The sequence below is a fragment of the Pseudomonas sp. FW507-12TSA genome (assembly GCF_058781435.1).
Genome location: NZ_JBYSWT010000013.1, coordinates 1 through 21,645 on the forward strand (window position 1 = coordinate 1; position 21,645 = coordinate 21,645).

At 56.9% G+C, this 21,645-nt stretch carries 34 protein-coding genes; 33 read left to right on the plus strand and 1 reads right to left on the minus strand.

Annotated elements, in window-relative coordinates; all coding sequences use genetic code 11:
• The 31 genes from AC3WK8_RS14020 to bfr form a co-directional block, all read left to right on the plus strand.
• A partial coding sequence (locus AC3WK8_RS14020; RefSeq protein ID WP_492574070.1) for an EF-Tu C-terminal domain-related protein occupies positions 1 to 465 on the plus strand: 465 nt, incomplete at its 5' end.
• 140 nt (positions 466 to 605) lie between these two features.
• The gene (gene rpsJ, locus AC3WK8_RS14025; protein ID WP_003186070.1) at positions 606 to 917 is read left to right on the plus strand and encodes a 30S ribosomal protein S10; all 312 of its coding nucleotides are present in this window, start codon (positions 606 to 608) and stop codon (positions 915 to 917) included.
• Positions 918 to 997: 80 nt separating this feature from the next.
• Positions 998 to 1,633, plus strand: coding sequence for a 50S ribosomal protein L3 (gene rplC, locus AC3WK8_RS14030; RefSeq protein ID WP_022641381.1), 636 nt, complete (start codon positions 998 to 1,000; stop codon positions 1,631 to 1,633).
• Positions 1,634 to 1,645: 12 nt separating this feature from the next.
• On the plus strand, positions 1,646 to 2,248 hold the full coding sequence (gene rplD, locus AC3WK8_RS14035; protein WP_068577550.1) for a 50S ribosomal protein L4: 603 nt from the start codon (positions 1,646 to 1,648) through the stop codon (positions 2,246 to 2,248).
• Entirely contained in the window at positions 2,245 to 2,544 is a 300-nt protein-coding gene (rplW, locus tag AC3WK8_RS14040; RefSeq protein ID WP_002555488.1) for a 50S ribosomal protein L23, read from the plus strand. Before rplD ends, rplW begins: the two co-directional genes overlap by 4 nt.
• A 14-nt stretch (positions 2,545 to 2,558) precedes the next feature.
• Complete coding sequence (gene rplB, locus AC3WK8_RS14045; protein ID WP_083456946.1) at positions 2,559 to 3,383, plus strand: 50S ribosomal protein L2; 825 nt, start codon at positions 2,559 to 2,561, stop codon at positions 3,381 to 3,383.
• A gap of 16 nt (positions 3,384 to 3,399) precedes the next feature.
• Complete coding sequence (rpsS, locus tag AC3WK8_RS14050) at positions 3,400 to 3,675, plus strand: 30S ribosomal protein S19 (protein WP_002555486.1); 276 nt, start codon at positions 3,400 to 3,402, stop codon at positions 3,673 to 3,675.
• Between the two features lie 13 nt (positions 3,676 to 3,688).
• On the plus strand, positions 3,689 to 4,021 hold the full coding sequence (gene rplV, locus AC3WK8_RS14055; RefSeq protein WP_003304070.1) for a 50S ribosomal protein L22: 333 nt from the start codon (positions 3,689 to 3,691) through the stop codon (positions 4,019 to 4,021).
• A 13-nt stretch (positions 4,022 to 4,034) separates the two neighbouring features.
• Positions 4,035 to 4,721 (plus strand): 30S ribosomal protein S3, encoded by a 687-nt coding sequence (gene rpsC, locus AC3WK8_RS14060; RefSeq protein ID WP_007924192.1) that lies wholly within the window; start codon positions 4,035 to 4,037, stop codon positions 4,719 to 4,721.
• Positions 4,722 to 4,733: 12 nt separating this feature from the next.
• A complete protein-coding gene (gene rplP / locus AC3WK8_RS14065) occupies positions 4,734 to 5,147 on the plus strand; it encodes a 50S ribosomal protein L16 (protein ID WP_003228729.1) in 414 nt (137 codons plus the stop codon).
• Positions 5,147 to 5,338, plus strand: a complete 192-nt coding sequence (gene rpmC, locus AC3WK8_RS14070) for a 50S ribosomal protein L29 (RefSeq protein ID WP_002555481.1) — start codon at positions 5,147 to 5,149, stop codon at positions 5,336 to 5,338. The genes rplP and rpmC overlap by 1 nt, the downstream gene beginning before the upstream one ends.
• A gap of 2 nt (positions 5,339 to 5,340) precedes the next feature.
• Positions 5,341 to 5,607 (plus strand): 30S ribosomal protein S17, encoded by a 267-nt coding sequence (gene rpsQ, locus AC3WK8_RS14075; protein WP_003194644.1) that lies wholly within the window; start codon positions 5,341 to 5,343, stop codon positions 5,605 to 5,607.
• A 23-nt stretch (positions 5,608 to 5,630) separates the two neighbouring features.
• Positions 5,631 to 5,999 carry a 50S ribosomal protein L14 gene (gene rplN / locus AC3WK8_RS14080; RefSeq protein ID WP_002555479.1) on the plus strand — a complete coding sequence of 123 codons (369 nt, stop codon included), beginning with the start codon at positions 5,631 to 5,633 and terminating at the stop codon, positions 5,997 to 5,999.
• 11 nt (positions 6,000 to 6,010) lie between these two features.
• Positions 6,011 to 6,325, plus strand: coding sequence for a 50S ribosomal protein L24 (rplX, locus tag AC3WK8_RS14085; protein ID WP_010443924.1), 315 nt, complete (start codon positions 6,011 to 6,013; stop codon positions 6,323 to 6,325).
• Between the two features lie 20 nt (positions 6,326 to 6,345).
• Positions 6,346 to 6,885 (plus strand): 50S ribosomal protein L5, encoded by a 540-nt coding sequence (gene rplE / locus AC3WK8_RS14090; RefSeq protein ID WP_022641376.1) that lies wholly within the window; start codon positions 6,346 to 6,348, stop codon positions 6,883 to 6,885.
• Between the two features lie 13 nt (positions 6,886 to 6,898).
• Entirely contained in the window at positions 6,899 to 7,204 is a 306-nt protein-coding gene (rpsN, locus tag AC3WK8_RS14095; protein WP_022641375.1) for a 30S ribosomal protein S14, read from the plus strand.
• A 203-nt stretch (positions 7,205 to 7,407) separates the two neighbouring features.
• Positions 7,408 to 7,800, plus strand: coding sequence for a 30S ribosomal protein S8 (rpsH, locus tag AC3WK8_RS14100; RefSeq protein ID WP_011063773.1), 393 nt, complete (start codon positions 7,408 to 7,410; stop codon positions 7,798 to 7,800).
• Positions 7,801 to 7,812: 12 nt separating this feature from the next.
• Positions 7,813 to 8,346: a 50S ribosomal protein L6 gene (gene rplF / locus AC3WK8_RS14105; protein WP_022641374.1), complete on the plus strand. Its 534-nt coding sequence runs from the start codon at positions 7,813 to 7,815 to the stop codon at positions 8,344 to 8,346.
• Between the two features lie 10 nt (positions 8,347 to 8,356).
• Positions 8,357 to 8,707 carry a 50S ribosomal protein L18 gene (gene rplR, locus AC3WK8_RS14110; protein ID WP_022641372.1) on the plus strand — a complete coding sequence of 117 codons (351 nt, stop codon included), beginning with the start codon at positions 8,357 to 8,359 and terminating at the stop codon, positions 8,705 to 8,707.
• 3 nt (positions 8,708 to 8,710) lie between these two features.
• Positions 8,711 to 9,211 (plus strand): 30S ribosomal protein S5, encoded by a 501-nt coding sequence (rpsE, locus tag AC3WK8_RS14115; protein WP_022641371.1) that lies wholly within the window; start codon positions 8,711 to 8,713, stop codon positions 9,209 to 9,211.
• 2 nt (positions 9,212 to 9,213) lie between these two features.
• Entirely contained in the window at positions 9,214 to 9,390 is a 177-nt protein-coding gene (rpmD, locus tag AC3WK8_RS14120; protein ID WP_003176408.1) for a 50S ribosomal protein L30, read from the plus strand.
• 3 nt (positions 9,391 to 9,393) lie between these two features.
• Positions 9,394 to 9,828: a 50S ribosomal protein L15 gene (rplO, locus tag AC3WK8_RS14125; RefSeq protein ID WP_007924183.1), complete on the plus strand. Its 435-nt coding sequence runs from the start codon at positions 9,394 to 9,396 to the stop codon at positions 9,826 to 9,828.
• The gene (gene secY / locus AC3WK8_RS14130; protein WP_022641370.1) at positions 9,829 to 11,157 is read left to right on the plus strand and encodes a preprotein translocase subunit SecY; all 1,329 of its coding nucleotides are present in this window, start codon (positions 9,829 to 9,831) and stop codon (positions 11,155 to 11,157) included.
• A gap of 24 nt (positions 11,158 to 11,181) precedes the next feature.
• Positions 11,182 to 11,298 (plus strand): 50S ribosomal protein L36, encoded by a 117-nt coding sequence (gene rpmJ, locus AC3WK8_RS14135; RefSeq protein ID WP_002555468.1) that lies wholly within the window; start codon positions 11,182 to 11,184, stop codon positions 11,296 to 11,298.
• A 130-nt stretch (positions 11,299 to 11,428) separates the two neighbouring features.
• Positions 11,429 to 11,785, plus strand: coding sequence for a 30S ribosomal protein S13 (rpsM, locus tag AC3WK8_RS14140; protein ID WP_022641369.1), 357 nt, complete (start codon positions 11,429 to 11,431; stop codon positions 11,783 to 11,785).
• 30 nt (positions 11,786 to 11,815) lie between these two features.
• A complete protein-coding gene (rpsK, locus tag AC3WK8_RS14145; protein WP_007924177.1) occupies positions 11,816 to 12,205 on the plus strand; it encodes a 30S ribosomal protein S11 in 390 nt (129 codons plus the stop codon).
• Positions 12,206 to 12,223: 18 nt separating this feature from the next.
• Positions 12,224 to 12,844 carry a 30S ribosomal protein S4 gene (gene rpsD, locus AC3WK8_RS14150; protein ID WP_011063772.1) on the plus strand — a complete coding sequence of 207 codons (621 nt, stop codon included), beginning with the start codon at positions 12,224 to 12,226 and terminating at the stop codon, positions 12,842 to 12,844.
• Positions 12,845 to 12,866: 22 nt separating this feature from the next.
• Positions 12,867 to 13,868, plus strand: coding sequence for a DNA-directed RNA polymerase subunit alpha (locus AC3WK8_RS14155; RefSeq protein WP_007970428.1), 1,002 nt, complete (start codon positions 12,867 to 12,869; stop codon positions 13,866 to 13,868).
• 42 nt (positions 13,869 to 13,910) lie between these two features.
• On the plus strand, positions 13,911 to 14,297 hold the full coding sequence (gene rplQ, locus AC3WK8_RS14160) for a 50S ribosomal protein L17 (RefSeq protein ID WP_007955635.1): 387 nt from the start codon (positions 13,911 to 13,913) through the stop codon (positions 14,295 to 14,297).
• Positions 14,298 to 14,472: 175 nt separating this feature from the next.
• Positions 14,473 to 15,921: a catalase gene (locus AC3WK8_RS14165; protein WP_103325225.1), complete on the plus strand. Its 1,449-nt coding sequence runs from the start codon at positions 14,473 to 14,475 to the stop codon at positions 15,919 to 15,921.
• Positions 15,922 to 16,076: 155 nt separating this feature from the next.
• A complete protein-coding gene (gene bfr / locus AC3WK8_RS14170; RefSeq protein ID WP_022641324.1) occupies positions 16,077 to 16,541 on the plus strand; it encodes a bacterioferritin in 465 nt (154 codons plus the stop codon).
• 84 nt (positions 16,542 to 16,625) lie between these two features.
• Here bfr and uvrA read toward each other — a convergent pair whose 3' ends face one another.
• Positions 16,626 to 19,460 (minus strand): excinuclease ABC subunit UvrA, encoded by a 2,835-nt coding sequence (uvrA, locus tag AC3WK8_RS14175; RefSeq protein ID WP_085596895.1) that lies wholly within the window; start codon positions 19,458 to 19,460, stop codon positions 16,626 to 16,628.
• A 177-nt stretch (positions 19,461 to 19,637) separates the two neighbouring features.
• On the opposite strand from uvrA, the gene AC3WK8_RS14180 reads away from it, so the two are divergent.
• Both AC3WK8_RS14180 and AC3WK8_RS14185 read left to right on the plus strand, forming a co-directional pair.
• A complete protein-coding gene (locus AC3WK8_RS14180; RefSeq protein ID WP_022641322.1) occupies positions 19,638 to 21,032 on the plus strand; it encodes an MFS transporter in 1,395 nt (464 codons plus the stop codon).
• A 9-nt stretch (positions 21,033 to 21,041) separates the two neighbouring features.
• Positions 21,042 to 21,548: a single-stranded DNA-binding protein gene (locus AC3WK8_RS14185; RefSeq protein WP_022641321.1), complete on the plus strand. Its 507-nt coding sequence runs from the start codon at positions 21,042 to 21,044 to the stop codon at positions 21,546 to 21,548.
• The last annotated feature ends 97 nt before the right edge of the window (positions 21,549 to 21,645 follow it).

The following is a 21,645-nucleotide window of genomic DNA, read 5'->3' on the forward strand; positions in this document are numbered from 1 at the left end:
GAAGAAGTTGAGATCGTGGGTCTGCGCGATACTCAGAAAACTACCTGCACCGGCGTTGAAATGTTCCGCAAGCTGCTGGACGAAGGTCGTGCTGGTGAGAACTGCGGCGTTCTGCTGCGTGGCACCAAGCGTGACGACGTTGAGCGTGGCCAGGTTCTGGTTAAGCCAGGTACCGTTAAGCCGCACACCAAGTTCACTGCTGAAGTTTACGTTCTGAGCAAAGAAGAAGGCGGCCGTCATACTCCGTTCTTCAAAGGCTACCGTCCACAGTTCTACTTCCGTACTACTGACGTGACCGGTAACTGCGAGCTGCCAGAAGGCGTTGAAATGGTAATGCCAGGTGACAACATCCAGATGACTGTCACTCTGATCAAAACCATCGCGATGGAAGATGGTCTGCGTTTCGCTATCCGTGAAGGCGGTCGTACCGTCGGCGCTGGCGTCGTAGCCAAAGTCATCGAGTAATCGACGACTCATGAAAAAGCCCCCGCTTGCGGGGGCTTTTTTATTGGGTTGACACTCTGTGGGGCCGTCTATAGAATTGCGCCTCCTTTTAACGGGCGTATTGCGCCCGGTGGGAATAGCAGCCTGGAGTCTGAAATCCAATGCAAAATCAGCAAATCCGTATCAGGTTGAAGGCTTTCGACCATCGCCTGATCGACCAATCCACCCAGGAAATCGTGGAAACCGCGAAACGTACTGGTGCTCAAGTGCGTGGTCCAATTCCACTGCCTACTCGTAAAGAGCGGTTCACCGTTCTGGTCTCCCCGCACGTCAACAAAGACGCGCGTGACCAGTACGAGATCCGTACTCATAAGCGCGTGCTGGACATCGTTCAGCCAACGGATAAAACCGTTGATGCACTTATGAAGCTTGATCTTGCGGCAGGTGTGGAAGTGCAGATCAGCCTCGGCTAAGACTCGGTCTTGGTCGTGTAACGCTCTGAAATGGGCGGCCATAGCGGGTGAAAGCCCCGTACACTCATGAGGTTTACAACATGACTATTGGTGTAGTCGGTCGTAAGTGCGGTATGACCCGCATTTTCACCGAAGAAGGTGTCTCCATTCCGGTCACGGTCATCGAGATCGAGCCGAATCGTGTCACCCAGTTCAAAACTGAAGAAACCGATGGCTATCGTGCAGTGCAAGTCACTGTAGGTGAGCGTCGTGCTTCGCGCGTGACTGCTGCTCAGGCAGGTCACTTCGCTAAAGCAAATGTTGCTGCTGGTCGTGGCGTTTGGGAATTTCGTCTTGAAGAAGGCGAGTACCAAGCTGGCGATCTGATCAGCGCAGAAATCTTCGCAGCTGGCCAACTGGTAGATGTTACCGGTCAGTCGAAAGGTAAAGGCTTCGCCGGTACCATCAAGCGTTGGAATTTCCGCGGTCAAGATAACACCCACGGTAACTCCGTTTCCCACCGCGTCCCGGGCTCTATTGGCCAGTGCCAGACTCCTGGTCGTGTATTCAAGGGCAAGAAAATGTCCGGTCATATGGGCGCTGAGCGCGTGACCGTGCAGTCCCTCGAAGTAGTGCGCGTCGACGCTGAACGCAATCTGTTGTTGGTCAAGGGCGCTGTTCCTGGCGCTACTGGCGGCAACCTGGTTGTGCGTCCGGCGGCCAAGGCTCGCGGTTAAGGGGAAGCTGACATGCAATTAAATGTAAATGACGCTCAAGCGATCGAAGTTTCCGAACTGACATTTGGCGGCGAATTCAACGAGACGCTGGTTCACCAAGCAGTCGTGGCCTACATGGCTGGCGGCCGTCAGGGTAGCAAGCAGCAAAAGACCCGTTCCGACGTTTCTGGTGGCGGTAAGCGCCCATGGCGTCAGAAAGGTACTGGCCGTGCTCGTGCTGGTACTATCCGCAGCCCAATCTGGCGCGGCGGCGGCACCACTTTCGCAGCTCGTCCTCAAGATCACTCCCAGAAGCTGAACAAGAAGATGTATCGCGCAGCAATGCGCTCCATCCTTGCTGAGCTGGTGCGCACTGATCGTCTGGTCGTGGTTCAGGATTTCGCTGTCGAAACTCCGAAAACCAAAGATCTGCTGGGTAAGCTGAACGGCATGAGTCTGACCGACGTTCTGATCGTGTCTGACGCTGTTGATCAGAACCTGTACCTGGCTGCTCGTAACCTGCCTCACGTTGATGTTCGTGATGTGCAAGGTTCCGATCCAGTTAGTCTGATCGCATACGACAAAGTGTTGATCACTGTGTCGGCCGTGAAGAAATTCGAGGAGCTGCTGGGATGAACCAGGAACGCGTATTTAAAGTTCTGCTTGGCCCGCATGTTTCCGAGAAGGCTACGGTTCTGGCAGACAAGAAAGGCCAGTTCGTTTTCAAGGTTGCTACCGATGCAACCAAGCTGGAAATCAAGAAGGCCGTCGAAAGCCTGTTCAGCGTGAAAGTGGAACGCGTTACTACCCTGAACGTTCTGGGTAAGAGCAAGCGTACCGCACGTGGTCTGGGCAAGCGTAATGACTGGAAGAAGGCAGTTATCTCCCTTCAGCCAGGCCAAGATCTCGATTTCAGCAGCAGTGCTGAGTAAGGAAGGGGCGCATCATGGCAATCGTTAAATGCAAACCGACTTCCCCTGGCCGCCGTTTTGTGGTCAAGGTGGTCAACCAGGAGCTGCATAAAGGCGCTCCTCACGCACCGCTGATCGAGAAAAAATCGAAGTCTGGTGGTCGTAACAACAATGGTCGTATCACTACTCGTCACGTTGGTGGTGGTCATAAGCAGCATTATCGTCTGGTCGACTTCCGTCGCAACGACAAGGATGGCATCGCTGCCACCGTCGAGCGTATCGAATACGATCCAAACCGTACTGCTCACATCGCTCTGCTGTGCTACGCCGATGGCGAGCGTCGCTACATCATCGCCCCTAAAGGCGTGAGCGCTGGCGACCAGCTGATCGCAGGTGCCCTGGCACCGATCAAGCCGGGCAACTCTCTGCAGCTGCGTAACATTCCAGTTGGTAGCACCGTACACGGCATCGAACTGAAGCCAGGTAAAGGCGCGCAAATCGCTCGTTCGGCTGGTGCTTCGGCTCAGCTGGTCGCTCGTGAAGGTGTCTACGTGACCCTGCGTCTGCGTTCTGGTGAGATGCGTAAAGTGCTGGCTGAATGCCGTGCGACCCTGGGCGAAGTCTCGAACTCCGAGCATAGCCTGCGTTCGCTGGGTAAAGCTGGTGCCAAACGCTGGCGTGGCGTTCGCCCAACCGTTCGTGGTGTTGCCATGAACCCGGTTGACCACCCGCATGGTGGTGGTGAAGGTCGTACCTCCGGTGGTCGTCATCCGGTATCGCCATGGGGCTTCCCGACTAAGGGCGCGAAGACTCGTGGTAATAAGCGTACCGACAAAATGATCGTCCGTCGTCGCAAGTAAATAGAGGGATACGACAGTGCCACGTTCTCTGAAAAAAGGTCCTTTTATTGATCTTCACCTACTGAAGAAGATCGAAGTGGCGGCGGAAAAGAACGATCGCAAACCAGTTAAGACCTGGTCGCGCCGTTCCATGATCCTGCCGCAAATGGTCGGTCTGACCATTGCTGTGCATAACGGTCGTCAGCATGTTCCAGTTCTCGTGAACGAAGACATGGTCGGCCACAAACTGGGCGAGTTCGCCGGTACCCGTACATATCGCGGGCACGTGGCTGACAAGAAAGCCAAGCGTTAAGGGGTAAGGAACGATGGAAGTAGCCGCTAAGCTGTCGGGCGCTCGAATCTCCGCCCAGAAAGCCCGCTTGGTCGCCGACCAGATCCGCGGGAAGAAGGTGGGCGACGCGCTCAACCTGTTGGCTTTCAGCAGTAAGAAAGCCGCCGAGATCATGAAGAAAGTGCTGGAGTCGGCCGTAGCCAACGCCGAGCATAACGAAGGCGCAGACGTTGATGACCTGAAGGTCTCCACCGTTTTCGTCAACGAAGGGCGTTCGCTGAAGCGCATCATGCCACGTGCCAAAGGCCGTGCTGATCGCATCGTCAAGCGGTCTTGCCATATCACTGTCAAGGTTGCTGACAAGTAACGGAGTCGAAGAGATGGGTCAGAAAGTACATCCCATTGGCATTCGCCTGGGAATCGTCAAGGAGCACACCTCCGTCTGGTACGCAGACGGTCGGACTTATGCGGACTATTTGCTCGCAGATCTGAATGTGCGTGAGTATCTCCAAGACAAACTAAAAAGCGCGTCCGTAAGCCGTATCGATATCCATCGTCCGGCTCAAACTGCACGCATCACCATCCACACCGCTCGTCCCGGCATCGTGATCGGCAAGAAAGGTGAAGATGTTGAAAAACTGCGTCAGGACCTGACCAAGCAAATGGGTGTGCCTGTGCACATCAATATCGAAGAGATCCGCAAGCCGGAACTCGACGGTATGCTGGTTGCGCAGAGCGTAGCTCAGCAGCTGGAGCGTCGCGTAATGTTCCGTCGTGCCATGAAGCGCGCCGTACAGAACGCCATGCGCATTGGTGCCAAAGGCATCAAAATCCAAGTGAGCGGTCGTCTCGGCGGTGCTGAAATCGCACGTACTGAATGGTATCGCGAAGGTCGTGTGCCACTGCACACCCTCCGTGCCGATATCGACTATGCCACCTACGAAGCTCACACCACCTACGGTGTGATCGGTGTGAAGGTTTGGATCTTCAAAGGCGAAGTAATTGGTGGTCGCCAAGAAGAGCTGAAGCCGCAAGCACCAGCGCCTCGTAAAAAAGCTGCTAAGTAAGGGGTACGCCAAATGTTGCAACCAAAGCGTACGAAGTTCCGCAAGCAGATGACCGGCCACAACCGTGGTCTGGCACTGCGCGGTAGCAAGGTCAGCTTCGGCGAGTTCGCGCTGAAGTCTGTTGCTCGTGGTCGTCTCACCGCTCGTCAGATCGAGTCGGCACGTCGTGCCTTGACCCGTCACGTAAAACGTGGCGGCAAGATCTGGATCCGTGTATTCCCGGACAAGCCTATTTCCAAGAAGCCACTCGAAGTTCGGATGGGTAAAGGTAAGGGTAACGTCGAATACTGGGTTGCCCAGATTCAGCCAGGCAAAGTCCTGTATGAAATCGAGGGTGTTTCTGAAGAGCTGGCGCGTGAGGCTTTCGCCCTGGCTGCTGCAAAGCTGCCTCTCGCCACCTCCTTTGTTAAGCGGACGGTGATGTGATGAAAGCGAATGAACTTCGTGAAAAATCCGCACAGCAGCTGAACGAGCAACTGCTCGGCCTGCTGCGCGACCAGTTCAATCTGCGCATGCAGAAAGCAACTGGCCAGTTGGGGCAGTCTCATCTGCTCTCGCAAGTTAAGCGTGACATCGCTCGCGTGAAGACTGTGCTCAACCAGCAGGCAGGTAAGTAATCATGGCTGAAGCCGAAAAAACTGTCCGTACGCTGACTGGCCGTGTTGTCAGCGACAAGATGGACAAGACCATCACCGTTCTGATCGAGCGTCGCGTTAAGCACCCTATCTACGGTAAATACGTTAAGCGTTCGACTAAGCTGCACGCGCACGACGAAACCAACCAGTGCCACATCGGCGACAAGGTCACTATCCGTGAGACTCGTCCGATGGCCAAGACCAAGTCCTGGGCCCTGGTTGATGTTCTCGAACGCGCTGTGGAAGTCTAAGGGCTAGGGGTCGGAGAAATTATATGATTCAGACTCAATCCATGCTCGATGTGGCCGATAACAGCGGCGCTCGCCGCGTTATGTGCATCAAGGTGCTGGGTGGCTCCCATCGTCGTTACGCTGGTATCGGTGACATCATCAAGGTTACCGTCAAGGAAGCAATTCCTCGCGGTAAGGTGAAAAAAGGCCAAGTGATGACTGCTGTCGTAGTCCGCACTCGTCACGGCGTTCGCCGTGCAGATGGCTCGATCATCCGCTTTGATGGCAACGCTGCTGTTCTGCTGAACAACAAGCAAGAGCCGATCGGCACCCGTATCTTTGGGCCAGTGACCCGTGAACTTCGTACTGAGAAGTTCATGAAGATCGTCTCGCTCGCCCCAGAAGTGCTGTAAGGAGATCCGACATGCAAAAGATTCGTCGTGACGACGAGATCATCGTGATCGCCGGCAAAGACAAAGGTAAGCGCGGTAAGGTGCTTAAGGTTCTGGCTGACGACCGTCTGGTTGTAGGTGGCCTGAACCTGGTCAAGCGTCATACCAAGCCTAACCCGATGTCGGGCGTACAAGGCGGTATCGTCGAGAAAGAAGCGCCACTGCACGCTTCCAACGTTGCTATTTTCAACAGCGAAACCAACAAGGCTGACCGCGTTGGCTTCAAAGTAGAAGACGGCAAGAAAATTCGTGTCTTCAAGTCGACCCAAAAAGCGGTTGATGCTTGAACACTGCTAGGTAGAAGACCATGGCACGACTCCAAGAGATTTACCGGAAGGAAATCGCCCCGAAGCTTAAGGAAGAACTTAAGCTTTCGAACGTGATGGAAGTTCCGCGCGTTACCAAGATCACCCTGAACATGGGTCTGGGCGAAGCGATCGGCGACAAAAAAGTCATCGAGCACGCTGTTGCTGACCTGGAAAAGATCACCGGCCAGAAAGTCGTTGTGACTCACGCTCGTAAATCCATCGCTGGCTTCAAAGTCCGCGAAGGATGGCCGATCGGCGTCAAAGTGACCCTGCGCCGTGAGCGTATGTACGAGTTCCTGGATCGTCTGCTGTCGATCTCCCTGCCTCGGGTTCGCGACTTCCGCGGCCTGAATGCCAAGTCCTTCGATGGTCGTGGCAACTACAGCATGGGCGTGAAAGAGCAGATCATTTTCCCGGAAATCGATTACGACAAGATCGATGCTCTCCGCGGTCTGGACATTACCCTGACCACCACTGCCAAGAACGATGATGAAGGCCGCGCTCTGCTGCGTGCTTTCAAATTCCCGTTCCGCAACTGATTGGAGTAGGAAAATGGCCAAGAAGAGCATGAAGAACCGTGAGCTGAAGCGTCAGCTCACCGTTGCCAAGTACGCCGCCAAGCGTGCAGCGCTGAAAGCGATCATCGTGGATCTGAACGCAAGTCCAGAAGCCCGTTGGGAAGCTACCGTAGCTCTGCAGAAGCAACCACGTGACGCAAGCGCTTCGCGCATGCGTAACCGTTGCCGCCTGACCGGTCGTCCGCATGGCGTTTACCGCAAGTTCGGCCTGGGCCGTAACAAGCTGCGTGAAGCCGCAATGCGTGGTGACGTTCCAGGTCTGGTAAAAGCCAGCTGGTAATGGCTACAGGCTCATGGTGATGGGGATAAAATCCCGATCACCGGTGAGTTCGAGCATGAATCAAGCCCCTTTTGGGGCTTGATTCATTTCTGGGGTGTGTCTAGAATGACCGGCTCGCCTGAGCCCGTGTTTTTTGCCCAGGTTTCTTTGGCGAAAGCTGTAGCCGCAAGGCTAATTCTTTTTGTATCAGGAGCATCTAGCCCATGAGTATGCAGGACCCGTTAGCGGACATGCTAACTCGAATCCGTAATGCCCAGATGGCTGAAAAGTCCGTCGTGAGCATGCCGTCTTCCACTTTGAAGGTGGCTGTAGCAAAAGTCCTGAAGGACGAAGGTTACATTGCGGGTTATCAGATCAGCAGCGAAATCAAACCTCTGCTGTCCATCGAGCTGAAGTACTTCGAAGGCCGTCCGGTCATCGAGGAAGTGAAGCGCGTTAGCCGTCCAGGCCTGCGTCAGTACAAGTCCGTTGAAGAGCTGCCGAAAGTACGTGGCGGCCTTGGCGTGTCTATCGTCTCCACCAACAAAGGTGTGATGACTGATCGTGCTGCGCGCGCTGCCGGTGTCGGCGGCGAAGTTCTTTGCACTGTGTTCTAAGGGGGGATAAGCATGTCTCGCGTCGCTAAGAACCCCGTTAAGCTGCCAGCTGGCGTCGAAGTAAAATTCGCCGGCCAACAGCTTTCGGTGAAGGGTGCCAAGGGTACTCTCGAACTGAACGTACACGCCTCCGTTGAAATTGTTCAGGAAGCCGGTGAGCTGCGTTTTGCTGCTCGCAATGGCGACCAGCAAACTCGCGCAATGGCCGGTACTACTCGTGCACTGGTTAACAACATGGTCCAGGGCGTAAGCCAAGGCTTCGAGCGCAAGCTCCAGCTGGTCGGTGTTGGTTACAAGGCACAGGCAAAAGGCACAGTGCTGAACCTGGCCCTCGGCTTCTCGCATCCAGTGGATTACGAACTGCCGGCAGGCGTCACCGCTGAGACTCCTAGCCAGACCGATATCCTGATCAAGGGCATCGACAAGCAGCTGGTAGGTCAAGTGGCCGCTGAGATCCGCGACTTCCGTCCACCAGAGCCTTATAAAGGTAAAGGTGTGCGCTACGCGGACGAAGTCGTCCGTCGTAAAGAAGCCAAGAAGAAGTAGGGCATAGCAAATGACCGACAAAAAAGTTACTCGACTGCGTCGCGCTCGCAAAGCACGCCTGAAAATGCACGAACTCGAAGTCGTGCGTCTCTGCGTGTTCCGCTCTTCGCAGCACATCTACGCCCAGGTCATTTCGGCCGACGGCAACAAGGTCCTGGCAAGCGCCTCGACTTTGGATAAAGAACTGCGTGATGGCGCCACTGGCAACATCGACGCGGCTACTAAGGTTGGCCAGCTGGTCGCTACGCGTGCAAAAGCCGCTGGTGTCTCGCAAGTGGCTTTCGACCGTTCCGGCTTCAAGTACCACGGCCGCGTCAAGGCGCTGGCTGAGGCTGCTCGTGAAGCTGGGCTGGAGTTCTAAGTTATGTCCAATAACGACCAAAAGCGCGACGAAGGCTACATCGAGAAGCTGGTTCAAGTTAACCGCGTAGCCAAAACCGTAAAAGGTGGCCGTATCTTCACTTTCACCGCGTTGACCGTGGTTGGTGATGGTAAGGGCCGTGTTGGCTTCGGCCGTGGCAAGTCGCGTGAAGTGCCTGCTGCGATCCAGAAGGCAATGGAAGCTGCTCGTCGCAACATGATCCAAGTTGATCTGGACGGCACTACTCTGCAGTACGCAATGAAGTCTGCTCACGGCGCTTCCAAGGTGTACATGCAGCCTGCTTCTGAAGGTACCGGTATCATCGCTGGCGGCGCTATGCGTGCTGTCCTCGAGGTTGCTGGCGTTCAGAACGTTCTGGCCAAGTGCTACGGCTCGACTAACCCAGTAAACGTGGTTCACGCCACTTTCAAGGGTTTGAAGGCGATGCAGTCCCCTGAATCCATTGCCGCCAAGCGTGGCAAAAGCGTCCAGGAGATCATCTGATCATGGCTACCGTTAAAGTAACGCTGATCAAAAGCATGACCGGCCGTATCCCTAACCACAAACTGTGCGTTAAGGGTCTGGGCCTGCGTCGCATCGGTCACACTGTAGAAGTCCAGGATACTCCCGAGAATCGCGGGATGATCAACAAGGCTTACTACATGCTGCGTGTCGAGGGTTAATCGATGAAACTCAATGATCTGAGTCCAGCGCCGGGTTCCCGTCGCGAAAAGCATCGTCCGGGCCGTGGTATCGGTAGTGGTTTGGGTAAGACTGGTGGCCGTGGTCACAAAGGTCAGACTTCCCGCTCCGGTGGCACCATTGCTCCAGGCTTTGAAGGCGGTCAACAGCCGCTGCATCGTCGCCTGCCGAAGTTCGGTTTCGTTTCCCTGAAGGCCATGGATCGCGCAGAAGTGCGTCTGTCCGAACTGGCTAAAGTGGAAGGCGACATCGTCACCGTGCAGTCCCTGAAAGATGCCAACGTGATTAACCAGAACGTTCAGCGTGTGAAAATCATGCTGTCCGGTGAAGTTACTCGCGCTGTGACCATCAAGGGCATCGCAGCCACCAAAGGTGCGCGTGCGGCTATCGAAGCAGCTGGCGGCAAGTTCGAGGAATAAATGGCTAAGCAAGGTGCTCTCTCTGCGCTCGGCAAAGGCGGTATGTCTGAACTCTGGGCTCGTCTGCGTTTTCTGTTCATGGCGATTATCGTCTATCGGATAGGTGCGCACATCCCGGTTCCAGGTATCAACCCTGATCGACTCGCAGACCTGTTTCGACAGAATGAGGGGACCATTCTTAGCTTGTTCAACATGTTTTCCGGTGGTGCGCTGGAGCGCATGAGTATCTTTGCACTGGGGATCATGCCGTACATTTCGGCATCGATCATCATGCAGCTCATGACCGCTGTCAGCCCACAGCTGGAGCAGTTGAAGAAGGAAGGTGAAGCTGGCCGTCGCAAGATCAGCCAGTACACCCGCTACGGCACTGTCGTCCTTGCTCTGGTTCAGGCTATCGGCATGTCCGTTGGTCTGGCCGGGCAGGGCGTTGCGTTCACTGGTGACTTTGGCTTCCATTTCGTCGCGGTATCCACTTTCGTGGCTGGCGCGATGTTCATGATGTGGCTGGGTGAGCAGATTACTGAGCGTGGTGTTGGCAACGGTATCTCGATGTTGATTTTCGCAGGTATCGTCGCCGGTCTTCCGAGAGCGATCGGGCAGTCTTTCGAGTCTGCACGTCAGGGTGATATCAACATTTTCGCCTTGGTTGCGATCGGTTTGCTGGCAGTAGCGATCATCGGTTTTGTGGTGTTCATTGAGCGTGGTCAGCGTCGTATTGCTGTTCACTACGCGAAGCGTCAGCAGGGCCGTAAGGTGTTTGCTGCGCAGACCAGCCACTTGCCGCTGAAAGTGAATATGGCCGGTGTTATTCCTGCTATCTTCGCGAGCAGCATTTTGCTGTTTCCGGCTTCGTTGGGTGCCTGGTTCGGTCAGTCTGAAGGTATGGGCTGGTTGCAGGACATCTCGCAGTCGATCGCTCCTGGTCAGCCGTTGAATATTCTGCTGTTTAGTGCAGGGATTATTTTCTTCTGCTTCTTCTATACGGCGTTGATGTTCAATCCGAAAGACGTAGCGGAAAACCTGAAGAAGTCCGGTGCCTTTATTCCGGGCATCCGTCCAGGTGAGCAATCGGCACGCTACATTGATGGCGTTCTGACCCGCTTGACCATGTTCGGTGCTCTATATATGACGGCCGTCTGCCTGTTGCCACAGTTCCTGGTGGTTGCTGCAAACGTTCCGTTCTACCTTGGCGGGACCTCGTTGCTGATCGTGGTCGTGGTTGTTATGGACTTCATGTCACAAGTACAATCGCACCTCGTTTCCCACCAGTACGAATCCCTGATGAAGAAAGCCAACCTGAAGGGTTACGGCAGCGGCATGCTGCGCTAATCCATAAGGTTCGAGGAGTTGGTGATGAAAGTTCGTGCATCGGTGAAAAAGCTGTGCCGTAACTGCAAGATTATTCGCCGCGAAGGTGTTGTTCGAGTAATTTGCAGCGCGGAACCACGTCACAAGCAGCGCCAAGGCTGAGTGTGATTGTGCTTCAAGCCCGGCAGCTAGTGCGCTGCCGGGTTGATTATTTGTTATTACAGCGATATTATCTCGCGCCCTATTTCTTGGCTTCCGGGGCGTAGGTAGCTGTCAATTGGAGTCCCACTGAATGGCCCGTATTGCAGGCGTTAACATTCCAGATAACAAGCATACTGTTATCTCGCTGACCTACATCTATGGTGTTGGTCGCACTACTGCACACAAAATCTGTGCAGTGACTGGGGTCAACCCAGCTGCGAAGATCAAGGATCTGAGCGACGAGCAAATTGAACAGCTGCGTGGCGAAGTGGCGAAGTTCACCACTGAAGGTGACCTGCGTCGCGAAAACAACATGAAAATCAAACGCTTGATGGACCTGGGCTGCTATCGCGGTCTGCGCCATCGTCGTGGTCTGCCAGTACGCGGTCAGCGTACCAAGACCAACGCGCGTACTCGCAAAGGTCCGCGTAAGCCGATCCGCAAGTAATCGCACCAGCGAATCGACAGGAATTTAGTCATGGCAAAACCTGCTGCTCGTCCTCGTAAGAAAATCAAAAAGACAGTGGTTGATGGCATCGCCCATATCCACGCGTCTTTCAACAACACCATCGTGACCATCACCGACCGTCAGGGTAACGCTCTTTCTTGGGCAACCTCCGGTGGTTCGGGTTTCCGCGGTTCTCGTAAGTCCACTCCGTTCGCTGCTCAAGTAGCTGCTGAGCGTGCTGGCCAAGCTGCGCTGGAATATGGCCTGAAGAACCTCGACGTTAACGTCAAGGGCCCAGGTCCAGGTCGTGAATCCGCAGTTCGTGCTCTGAACGGCTGTGGCTACAAGATCGCCAGCATCACCGACGTGACGCCAATCCCGCACAACGGGTGCCGTCCGCCGAAGAAGCGCCGCGTGTAATCCAGGAGATTGTAAAGAATGGCTCGTTACATTGGTCCAAAATGCAAACTGGCTCGTCGCGAAGGCACCGATCTCTTCCTGAAGAGCGGTGTGCGCGCTATCGAATCCAAGTGCAACATCGAAGCAGCTCCTGGCATCCACGGCCAGCGTCGTGGTCGTCAATCCGACTACGGTACCCAGCTGCGTGAAAAGCAAAAAGTTCGTCGTATCTACGGCGTTCTGGAGCGTCAATTCAGCGGTTACTACAAACAAGCCGCCGGCAAGAAGGGCGCAACTGGTGAGAACCTGTTGCAGCTGCTGGAATGCCGTCTGGACAACGTTGTATACCGCATGGGCTTCGGTTCCACTCGTGCCGAATCCCGTCAGCTGGTATCGCACAAGTCGATCAGCGTAAACGGTCAGACCGTTAACGTTCCGTCCTACCAGGTTCGTGCTGGTGACGTGGTCGCTGTTCGCGAGAAAGCAAAAAACCAACTTCGCATTGTCCAAGCTCTCGATCTGTGTGCTCAACGTGGCCGCGTAGAATGGGTAGAAGTAGACACTGAGAAGAAGTCGGGCGTTTTCAAGAACGTTCCAGCTCGCAGTGATCTGTCCGCCGACATCAACGAAAGCCTGATTGTCGAGCTCTACTCCAAGTAAGGGCTAGAAAATAGGTGCATCCATGCAGATTTCGGTAAATGAGTTCCTGACACCCCGCCATATTGATGTGCAGGTTGTCAGTCCAACCCGCGCCAAGATCACCCTCGAGCCTCTCGAGCGTGGTTTTGGCCACACCCTGGGCAACGCGCTGCGCCGCATCCTGTTGTCCTCAATGCCCGGCTGTGCAGTAGTCGAGGCCGAGATTGACGGTGTGCTCCACGAGTACAGCGCCATCGAAGGTGTACAGGAAGACGTAATTGAAATCCTGTTGAACCTTAAAGGTCTGGCTATCAAGCTGCACGGCCGTGACGAAGTTACGCTGACCTTGTCGAAGAAGGGTTCGGGGGTGGTTACCGCTGCCGATATTCAGCTGGATCATGATGTCGAGATCGTTAATCCCGATCACGTAATCGCTAACCTGGCGTCTAACGGCGCTCTGAACATGAAGCTCGTAGTAGCTCGTGGTCGTGGTTATGAGCCGGCCGACTCGCGTCAAAGCGATGAAGATGAAAGCCGCAGCATTGGTCGCTTGCAGCTCGACTCTTCGTTCAGCCCGGTTCGCCGTATCGCATACGTGGTGGAAAACGCCCGTGTCGAGCAGCGTACCAACCTGGACAAGCTGGTTATTGATCTGGAAACCAACGGTACTCTGGACCCTGAAGAGGCAATCCGCCGTGCTGCAACCATCCTGCAACAGCAGTTGGCTGCGTTCGTCGACCTCAAAGGTGACAGTGAGCCAGTGGTAGTCGAGCAGGAAGACGAGATCGATCCGATCCTGCTTCGCCCGGTTGACGATCTGGAACTGACTGTACGTTCGGCTAACTGCCTTAAGGCGGAAAACATTTACTACATCGGCGACCTGATTCAGCGCACCGAAGTAGAACTGTTGAAGACTCCGAACCTGGGCAAGAAATCCCTGACTGAAATCAAGGATGTTCTGGCCTCCCGCGGTCTGTCCCTCGGCATGCGCCTCGATAACTGGCCGCCTGCAAGTCTTAAGAAGGACGACAAGGCGACTGCCTGATCGTCGTAATCACCGAACGTTGTGTTTGGTAAGGAATGAACCATGCGTCATCGTAAAAGTGGGCGTCACCTGAGCCGCACCAGCTCGCACCGCAAGGCCATGTTCCAGAACATGGCGGTGTCGCTGTTCGAGCACGAGCTGATCAAAACTACCCTGCCGAAAGCCAAAGAACTGCGCCGCGTTGCCGAGCCGCTGATCACTTTGGCCAAGACAGACAGCGTTGCTAACCGTCGTCTGGCATTCGACCGTACTCGTTCGAAGGCTATCGTTGGTAAGCTCTTCAACGACCTGGGCAAGCGTTACGCTACCCGTGAGGGCGGCTACCTGCGCATCCTCAAGTGCGGTTTCCGTGCTGGCGACAACGCTCCTATGGCGTACGTTGAACTGGTTGATCGTGCTGTCGGCGGCGAAGCTGTATCCGCTGAGTAAGACGTCAGTCTGAAACAAGGAACCGGGCCTAGTGCCCGGTTTTTTGTATGTCTATCAATTGTTAATTTCTATCGTTCTGCGAAATCCAATGCATTGGATCTTGTAATAATCATGGTCAATACTCTTTCTCAGCCGATTAGCCGGCAGTTCCCAGACAGACAGAGGAATATTGAGCATGAGCCAGACCAAAGTTCTTACGACCGCAAGTGGCGCTCCTGTCGCTGACAACCAGAATTCCCGCTCTGCTGGCCCTCGCGGTCCGCTGCTTCTCGACGATTTCCACCTGATCGAAAAGCTTGCCCATTTCAACCGCGAAAACATTCCTGAGCGCCGTGTGCACGCCAAGGGGTCGGGCGCCTATGGCACCTTCACGGTTTCCCGCGACATCACGCAGTACACCAACGCCAAGCTGTTCGAGTCGGTAGGCAAGAAAACCCCGACCTTCCTGCGCTTTTCCACTGTAGGTGGTGAGCGGGGCTCGGCCGATACCGAGCGTGACCCGCGTGGTTTTGCTCTGAAGTTCTATACCGAGGAAGGCAACTGGGACATCGTCGGTAACAACACTCCGGTGTTCTTCATTCGAGATCCGCTGAAGTTTCCGGACTTCATCCACACCCAGAAGCGCCTTCCTCAGAGCAACCTGAAGAGCGCTCAGGCAATGTGGGACTTCTGGTCGCACTCGCCAGAGGCTCTGCACCAGGTCACCATCCTGTTCTCCGACCGGGGTATCCCGGATGGCTACCGTCATATGCACGGTTTCGGCAGCCATACCTATAGCCTGATCAACGCGAAGGGCGAGCGGCACTGGGTCAAGTGGCACTACAAGACCAAGCAAGGGATCAAGAACCTGGCTCCGGCAGAGGCTGCTCGCTTGGCTGGCACCGATCCGGACTACGCCCAGCGTGACCTGTTCGATGCTATCGAGCGTGGTGACTTCCCGAAATGGAGCGTTTGCATCCAGATCATGACCGAGGCCCAGGCTGCAGCGCACTACGAGAATCCCTTCGATGTGACCAAGACCTGGTCGCAGAAGGAGTTTCCGTTGATGGAGGTGGGTGAACTGGAATTGAACCGCAACCCGCTTAACTACTTCGCCGAGGTCGAACAGGCGGCGTTTGGTCCAAGCAACATGGTTCCCGGTGTCGGCCTGTCGCCAGATCGCATGCTGCAGGGCCGGGTGTTTGCCTACGCCGATGCGCATCGCTATCGCGTTGGTACCAATCACCAGCAACTGCCGGTGAATGCGCCGCTGAGCCCGGTCAACAGCTACCAGCGCGATGGAGCGATGGCGTTTGGCACCAATGGTGGCGCAGCGCCGAATTACGAGCCGAACAGCTACAGTGACGCGCCGAAGCAAGCACCACGTTATGCAGAGCCAGCGCTGGCTCTGAGTGGCGCAGCCGATCGCTACGATCATCGTGAGGATACGGACTACTACAGCCACGCAGGCGCTCTGTTCCGTCTCATGGATGACGGGCAGAAGGCTTTGTTGATCAACAACATTGCTGGCGCCATGGCCGGCGTTACAGCCGATGTAGTGCAGCGTCAGTTGCAACACTTCTTCAAGGCTGATCAAGCCTATGGAGAAGGTGTTGCCAAAGCCTTGGGCGTATCGCTCAAGTAAGTCTAAATAAGAAGCAGAACCGCCCTCATTTGGGCGGTTTTTGCGTTATTTGTACTGCTTTTCTCGGATAATCTTCACTTTTCATGCTGTTTTTGAATGACCTGCGAGTCAGCTTGGTTCAAACTATCCACTTTCAAGCAGGGAGATGTAGGGCGATGCAAGGTCATCCCGACGTAATCGATTACCTCAACACGTTGCTGACGGGAGAACTGGCAGCACGCGACCAATATTTCATTCATTCGCGGATGTACGAAGACTGGGGCTTCACCAAGCTCTATGAGCGCATCAACCACGAAATGGAGGAAGAGGCACAACACGCTGATGCCTTGATCCGCCGCATCCTGATGCTCGAAGGCACGCCGCGCATGCGTCCTGACGACCTCGACACTGGCACCACTGTGCCGGACATGCTGGCCAGCGACCTGCGCCTGGAATACAAAGTGCGCGCTGCACTGTGCAAAGGCATTGAGTTGTGCGAACTGCACAAGGACTACATCAGCCGTGACATCCTGCGGGTCCAACTGGCGGACACCGAGGAAGACCACACCTACTGGCTGGAAAAGCAACTGGGTCTGATCAAGTCCATCGGCCTGGAGAACTATCTGCAATCGCAGTTCTGATCGCAGGCGGCGTTGGCCTTTGACGAACGCAAGAAATAGAAAAGCCCCTGGCGCCCTAAGGTGCCAGGGGCTTTTTCATGGGCCTCAGGCCCGGTCGCGGATCAGTAACGGCTTCAGATAGTGCCCGGTGTGGGACTGAGGCATCTCGGCCACCTGTTCCGGTGTACCCACCGCGATGATCTGGCCGCCTTTGGAACCACCTTCCGGACCTAGGTCCACCAGCCAGTCTGCGGTCTTGATCACATCCAGGTTGTGCTCGATCACCACCACGGTGTTGCCGTGGTCGCGCAGGCGGTGCAGGACATCCAGCAACTGCTGGATATCCGCGAAATGCAGGCCGGTGGTCGGTTCGTCGAGGATATACAAGGTCTTGCCGGTATCGCGCTTGGACAGCTCACGGGACAGCTTGACCCGCTGCGCCTCACCACCGGACAAGGTGGTGGCCGATTGCCCGAGCTTGATATAGGACAGGCCCACATCCATCAGGGTCTGCAGCTTGCGCGCCAGGGCTGGTACCGGATCGAAGAACTCCCGCGCTTCCTCGATGGTCATTTCCAGGACCTCGTGGATGCTCTTGCCCTTGTACTTGATCTCCAGGGTCTCGCGATTGTAGCGCTTGCTCTTGCACACATCGCAGGGCACGTAGATGTCCGGCAGGAAGTGCATCTCCACCTTGATCAGGCCATCGCCCTGGCACGCCTCGCAACGGCCGCCCTTGACGTTGAAGGAGAAGCGTCCAGGGCCGTAGCCGCGGGAGCGAGACTCCGGCACGCCAGCGAACAGCTCGCGGATCGGGGTGAACAACCCGGTGTAGGTGGCTGGGTTGGAACGGGGCGTGCGACCGATCGGGCTTTGGTCGATGTCCACCACCTTGTCCAGATGCTGCAGCCCATTGATGCTGTCGTGCGGTGCGGCTTCCAGGGTGGTGGCGCCGTTCAGGGCGGTGGCGCTCAGTGGGAACAGGGTGTTGTTGATCAGCGTCGACTTGCCCGAGCCGGATACCCCGGTGACGCAGGTCAGCAGGCCGATTGGAATCTCCAGGTCGACATTGCGCAGATTGTTGCCACGGGCGCCCTTGAGGGTCAGGGACAGCTTCTTGTTGCGCGGCGTGCGCTTGGCCGGGACCACGATCTTCACCCGCCCCGACAGGTACTTGCCGGTCAGGGAATCCGGGTGCTGCATGACCTCGGCCGCGGTGCCTTCGGCGACGATCTGGCCGCCATGCACTCCGGCTCCCGGGCCGATATCCACCACATAGTCGGCCAGGCGGATGGCGTCTTCGTCGTGTTCGACCACGATCACCGTGTTGCCGATATCCCTCAGATGCTTGAGGGTGCCCAGCAGGCGATCGTTGTCCCGCTGGTGCAGGCCGATGGATGGCTCGTCGAGGATGTACATCACCCCCACCAGGCCGGCGCCGATCTGGCTGGCCAGGCGGATACGCTGGGCCTCACCGCCGGACAGGGTATCGGCACTGCGGTCCAGGGTCAGGTAGTCGAGCCCGACATTGACCAGGAACTGCAGGCGCTCGCGGATTTCCTTGAGGATCTTGTCGGCGATCTCGCCACGGCGCCCGGTGAGCTTGATGGTACCGAAGTAATCGGTGGCATCGCCGATAGGCAGGCTGGTGACGGCCGGCAGGGTCTTTTCTCCGACCCACACATGCCTCGCCTCGCGACGCAGCCGCGTACCCCGGCAATCCGGGCAGGGCTGGGTGCTGAGGAACTTGGCCAGTTCCTCACGCACGGTGGCCGACTCGGTTTCGCGGTAGCGGCGCTCCAGGTTCGGTACGATGCCCTCGAACGGATGGGAGCGCTTGACGATGTCGCCTCGGTCGTTCAGGTACTTGAAGTCGACGTTCTGCGTGCCGCTGCCATTGAGGATGACCTTCTGCTGGTCGGCCGGCAGCTGGTTGAACGCAACCTCCAGGCTGAAACCATAGTGGGCGGCCAATGAGCCGAGCATCTGGAAATAATAGACGTTGCGCCGGTCCCAGCCGCGTATCGCGCCTTCGGCCAGGGTCAGTTCGCCATTGACCAGGCGCTTGATGTCGAAGAACTGCTTGACCCCCAGGCCATCGCAGGTCGGGCAGGCACCGGCCGGGTTGTTGAAGGAAAACAGCTTGGGTTCCAGCTCGCTGATGGCATGGCCGCAGATCGGACAGGCGAAGCGGGCGGAGAAGATCATTTCTTCCCCGGGCTCGTCGTCCATCGGCGCCACCAGGGCAATGCCGTCCGCCAGTTTCAGGGCCGTCTCGAAGGACTCGGCCAGGCGCTGCTGCAGGTCTGCCCGCACCTTGAAGCGGTCGACCACCACATCGATCGAATGCTTCTTCTGTTTATCCAGCTTCGGCAGCTCGTCCAGTTCGAACAGCTTGCCGTTGACCCGGGCGCGAACGAAGCCCTGGGCTCGCAGCTCCTCGAATACCGACAGGTGCTCACCCTTGCGCTCGCGGATCACCGGCGCCAGCAACATCAGCTTGCTGCCCTCGGGCTGGGACAGCACCAGGTCGACCATCTGGCTGACGGTCTGGGCTTCCAGCGGGATATCGTGGTCCGGGCAGCGCGGAGTACCGACGCGGGCATAGAGCAGGCGCAGGTAGTCGTAGATCTCGGTGATGGTGCCGACCGTCGAGCGCGGGTTGTGGGAAGTGGATTTCTGTTCGATGGAAATCGCCGGGGACAGTCCTTCGATGGTGTCCACATCGGGCTTTTCCATCATCGACAGGAATTGCCGGGCGTAGGCCGACAGCGACTCGACATAGCGGCGCTGGCCTTCGGCGTACAAGGTGTCGAAAGCCAGGGATGACTTGCCGGACCCAGACAGACCGGTGATGACGATCAACTTGTCCCGGGGCAGGGTCAGGTCGATGTTCTTCAGGTTGTGGGTGCGGGCCCCACGAATCAGAATCTTGTCCAAAAGAGGCCTCGATCGGCGGGCGTAAAGGCAGGAGTATAAAACTAAATACTGGATGGATGCACACTATCGGCGGCGGTTTTTCGATCGCCGGGAAGGGCTGCGCGGCAAAGCGTCGCCATATATCCCCTCAATCGATCGGACTGGTAGAATCGCCGCCGGTTCATACGAGGTTATTCCATGCACGATCCCCACAGCGAACGCATGAGTGGTGGCGAGACCCGCGCGGCAAGCGGCCTGGCCCTGGTGTTCGCCTTCCGTATGCTTGGCATGTTCATGGTGTTGCCAGTCCTGGCGACCTATGGAATGGATCTGGCGGGTGCCACCCCGGCCCTGATCGGCCTGGCGATCGGCGCGTACGGCCTGACCCAGGCGTTGTTCCAGATTCCCTTCGGCATCATTTCCGACCGCATCGGGCGGCGCCCCGTGATCTACCTGGGCCTGATCGTGTTCGCCCTGGGCAGCGTGCTGGCAGCCAACGCGGATTCCATCTGGGGCGTGATCGCCGGACGTATCCTGCAGGGCGCGGGAGCGATTTCCGCGGCGGTGATGGCGCTGTTGTCCGACTTGACCCGCGAGCAGCACCGGACCAAGGCCATGGCCATGATCGGCATGACCATCGGTCTGTCCTTCGCCGTGGCGATGGTGGTCGGCCCGCTGCTGACCCGTAGCTTCGGTCTTTCGGGGCTGTTCCTGGCCACCGGCGCCATGGCCCTGGTGGGTATCCTGATCATCGCCTTCATCGTGCCGCGTTCTACCGGCCCGCTGCAGCACCGCGAGTCTGGCGTGGCGCGCCAGGCCCTGGTTCCGACGCTCAAGCACCCCGACCTGTTGCGCCTGGACCTGGGCATTTTCGTGCTCCACGCGATGCTGATGTCGAGCTTCGTCGCATTGCCCCTGGCCCTGGTGGAAAAAGCCGGCTTGCCCAAGGAGCAGCATTGGTGGGTGTACCTGACCGCGCTGCTGATTTCGTTCTTCGCCATGATCCCGTTCATCATCTATGGCGAGAAGAAACGCAAAATGAAACGAGTTCTGCTGGGCGCGGTCAGTACGCTGCTGCTCACCGAGCTATTCTTCTGGGAGTTCGGCAACGGCTTGCAAGCGCTGGTGATTGGCACCGTGGTGTTCTTCACCGCTTTCAACCTGCTGGAGGCTTCCCTGCCATCGCTGATTAGCAAGGTCTCGCCGGCGGGCGGCAAGGGGACGGCGATGGGGGTGTACTCCACCAGCCAGTTCCTCGGTTCGGCATTGGGCGGCATCCTCGGCGGCTGGTTGTTCCAGCATGGCGGTTTGTCGGTTGTGTTCCTCGGATGCGCAGGTCTGGCTGCACTCTGGCTGGCCTTTGCTGTTACCATGCGCGAGCCCCCGTATGTGACGAGCCTGCGCTTGCCGTTATCGCCCGAAGCGATCCGCGAAGCCGGCCTGGTCGAGCGCCTGAAGGCTGTCGCAGGGGTAACAGATGCCGTGGTGGTGGCCGAGGAGGCTGCCATTTACATCAAATTGGACACCGAATTATTGGATCGCGCGACCCTCGAGCAGCTGGTCAATCCAGCGCCGTCGTCGCGCGAAGCCTAGGAGAACGTTATGGCCCGTGGGGTTAACAAAGTCATATTGGTCGGCACTTGCGGCCAGGATCCCGAAGTTCGCTACCTGCCTAACGGTAACGCCGTGACCAACCTGAGCCTGGCCACCAGCGAACAATGGACCGACAAGCAGACCGGCCAGAAGGTCGAGCGTACCGAGTGGCACCGTGTATCGATGTTCGGCAAGGTCGCCGAGATCGCCGGCGAATACCTGCGCAAGGGTTCCCAGGTGTACATCGAAGGCAAGCTGCAGACCCGCGAGTGGGAAAAAGACGGCATCAAGCGCTACACCACCGAGATCATCGTCGACATGCAGGGCACCATGCAGCTGCTGGGCGGCCGTCCTCAACAGGGCGACCAACAGGGCGGCGGCAACAACTACCAGCAGTCCGCACCTCGCCAGCAGGCACCACGTCCGCAACAGGCTCCGCAGCGTCCAGCGCCACAACAGCCTGCTCCGCAGCCGGCACCGGACTTCGACAGCTTCGATGACGATATTCCGTTCTAAGCTGCTCCCCGGAACTTCTCTCTGAAGTCTCCTGCGAAAACCCCCGCCTAGCGGGGGTTTTCATTTCTACCCGACGTACAACCCCCCGGTGCGTCGG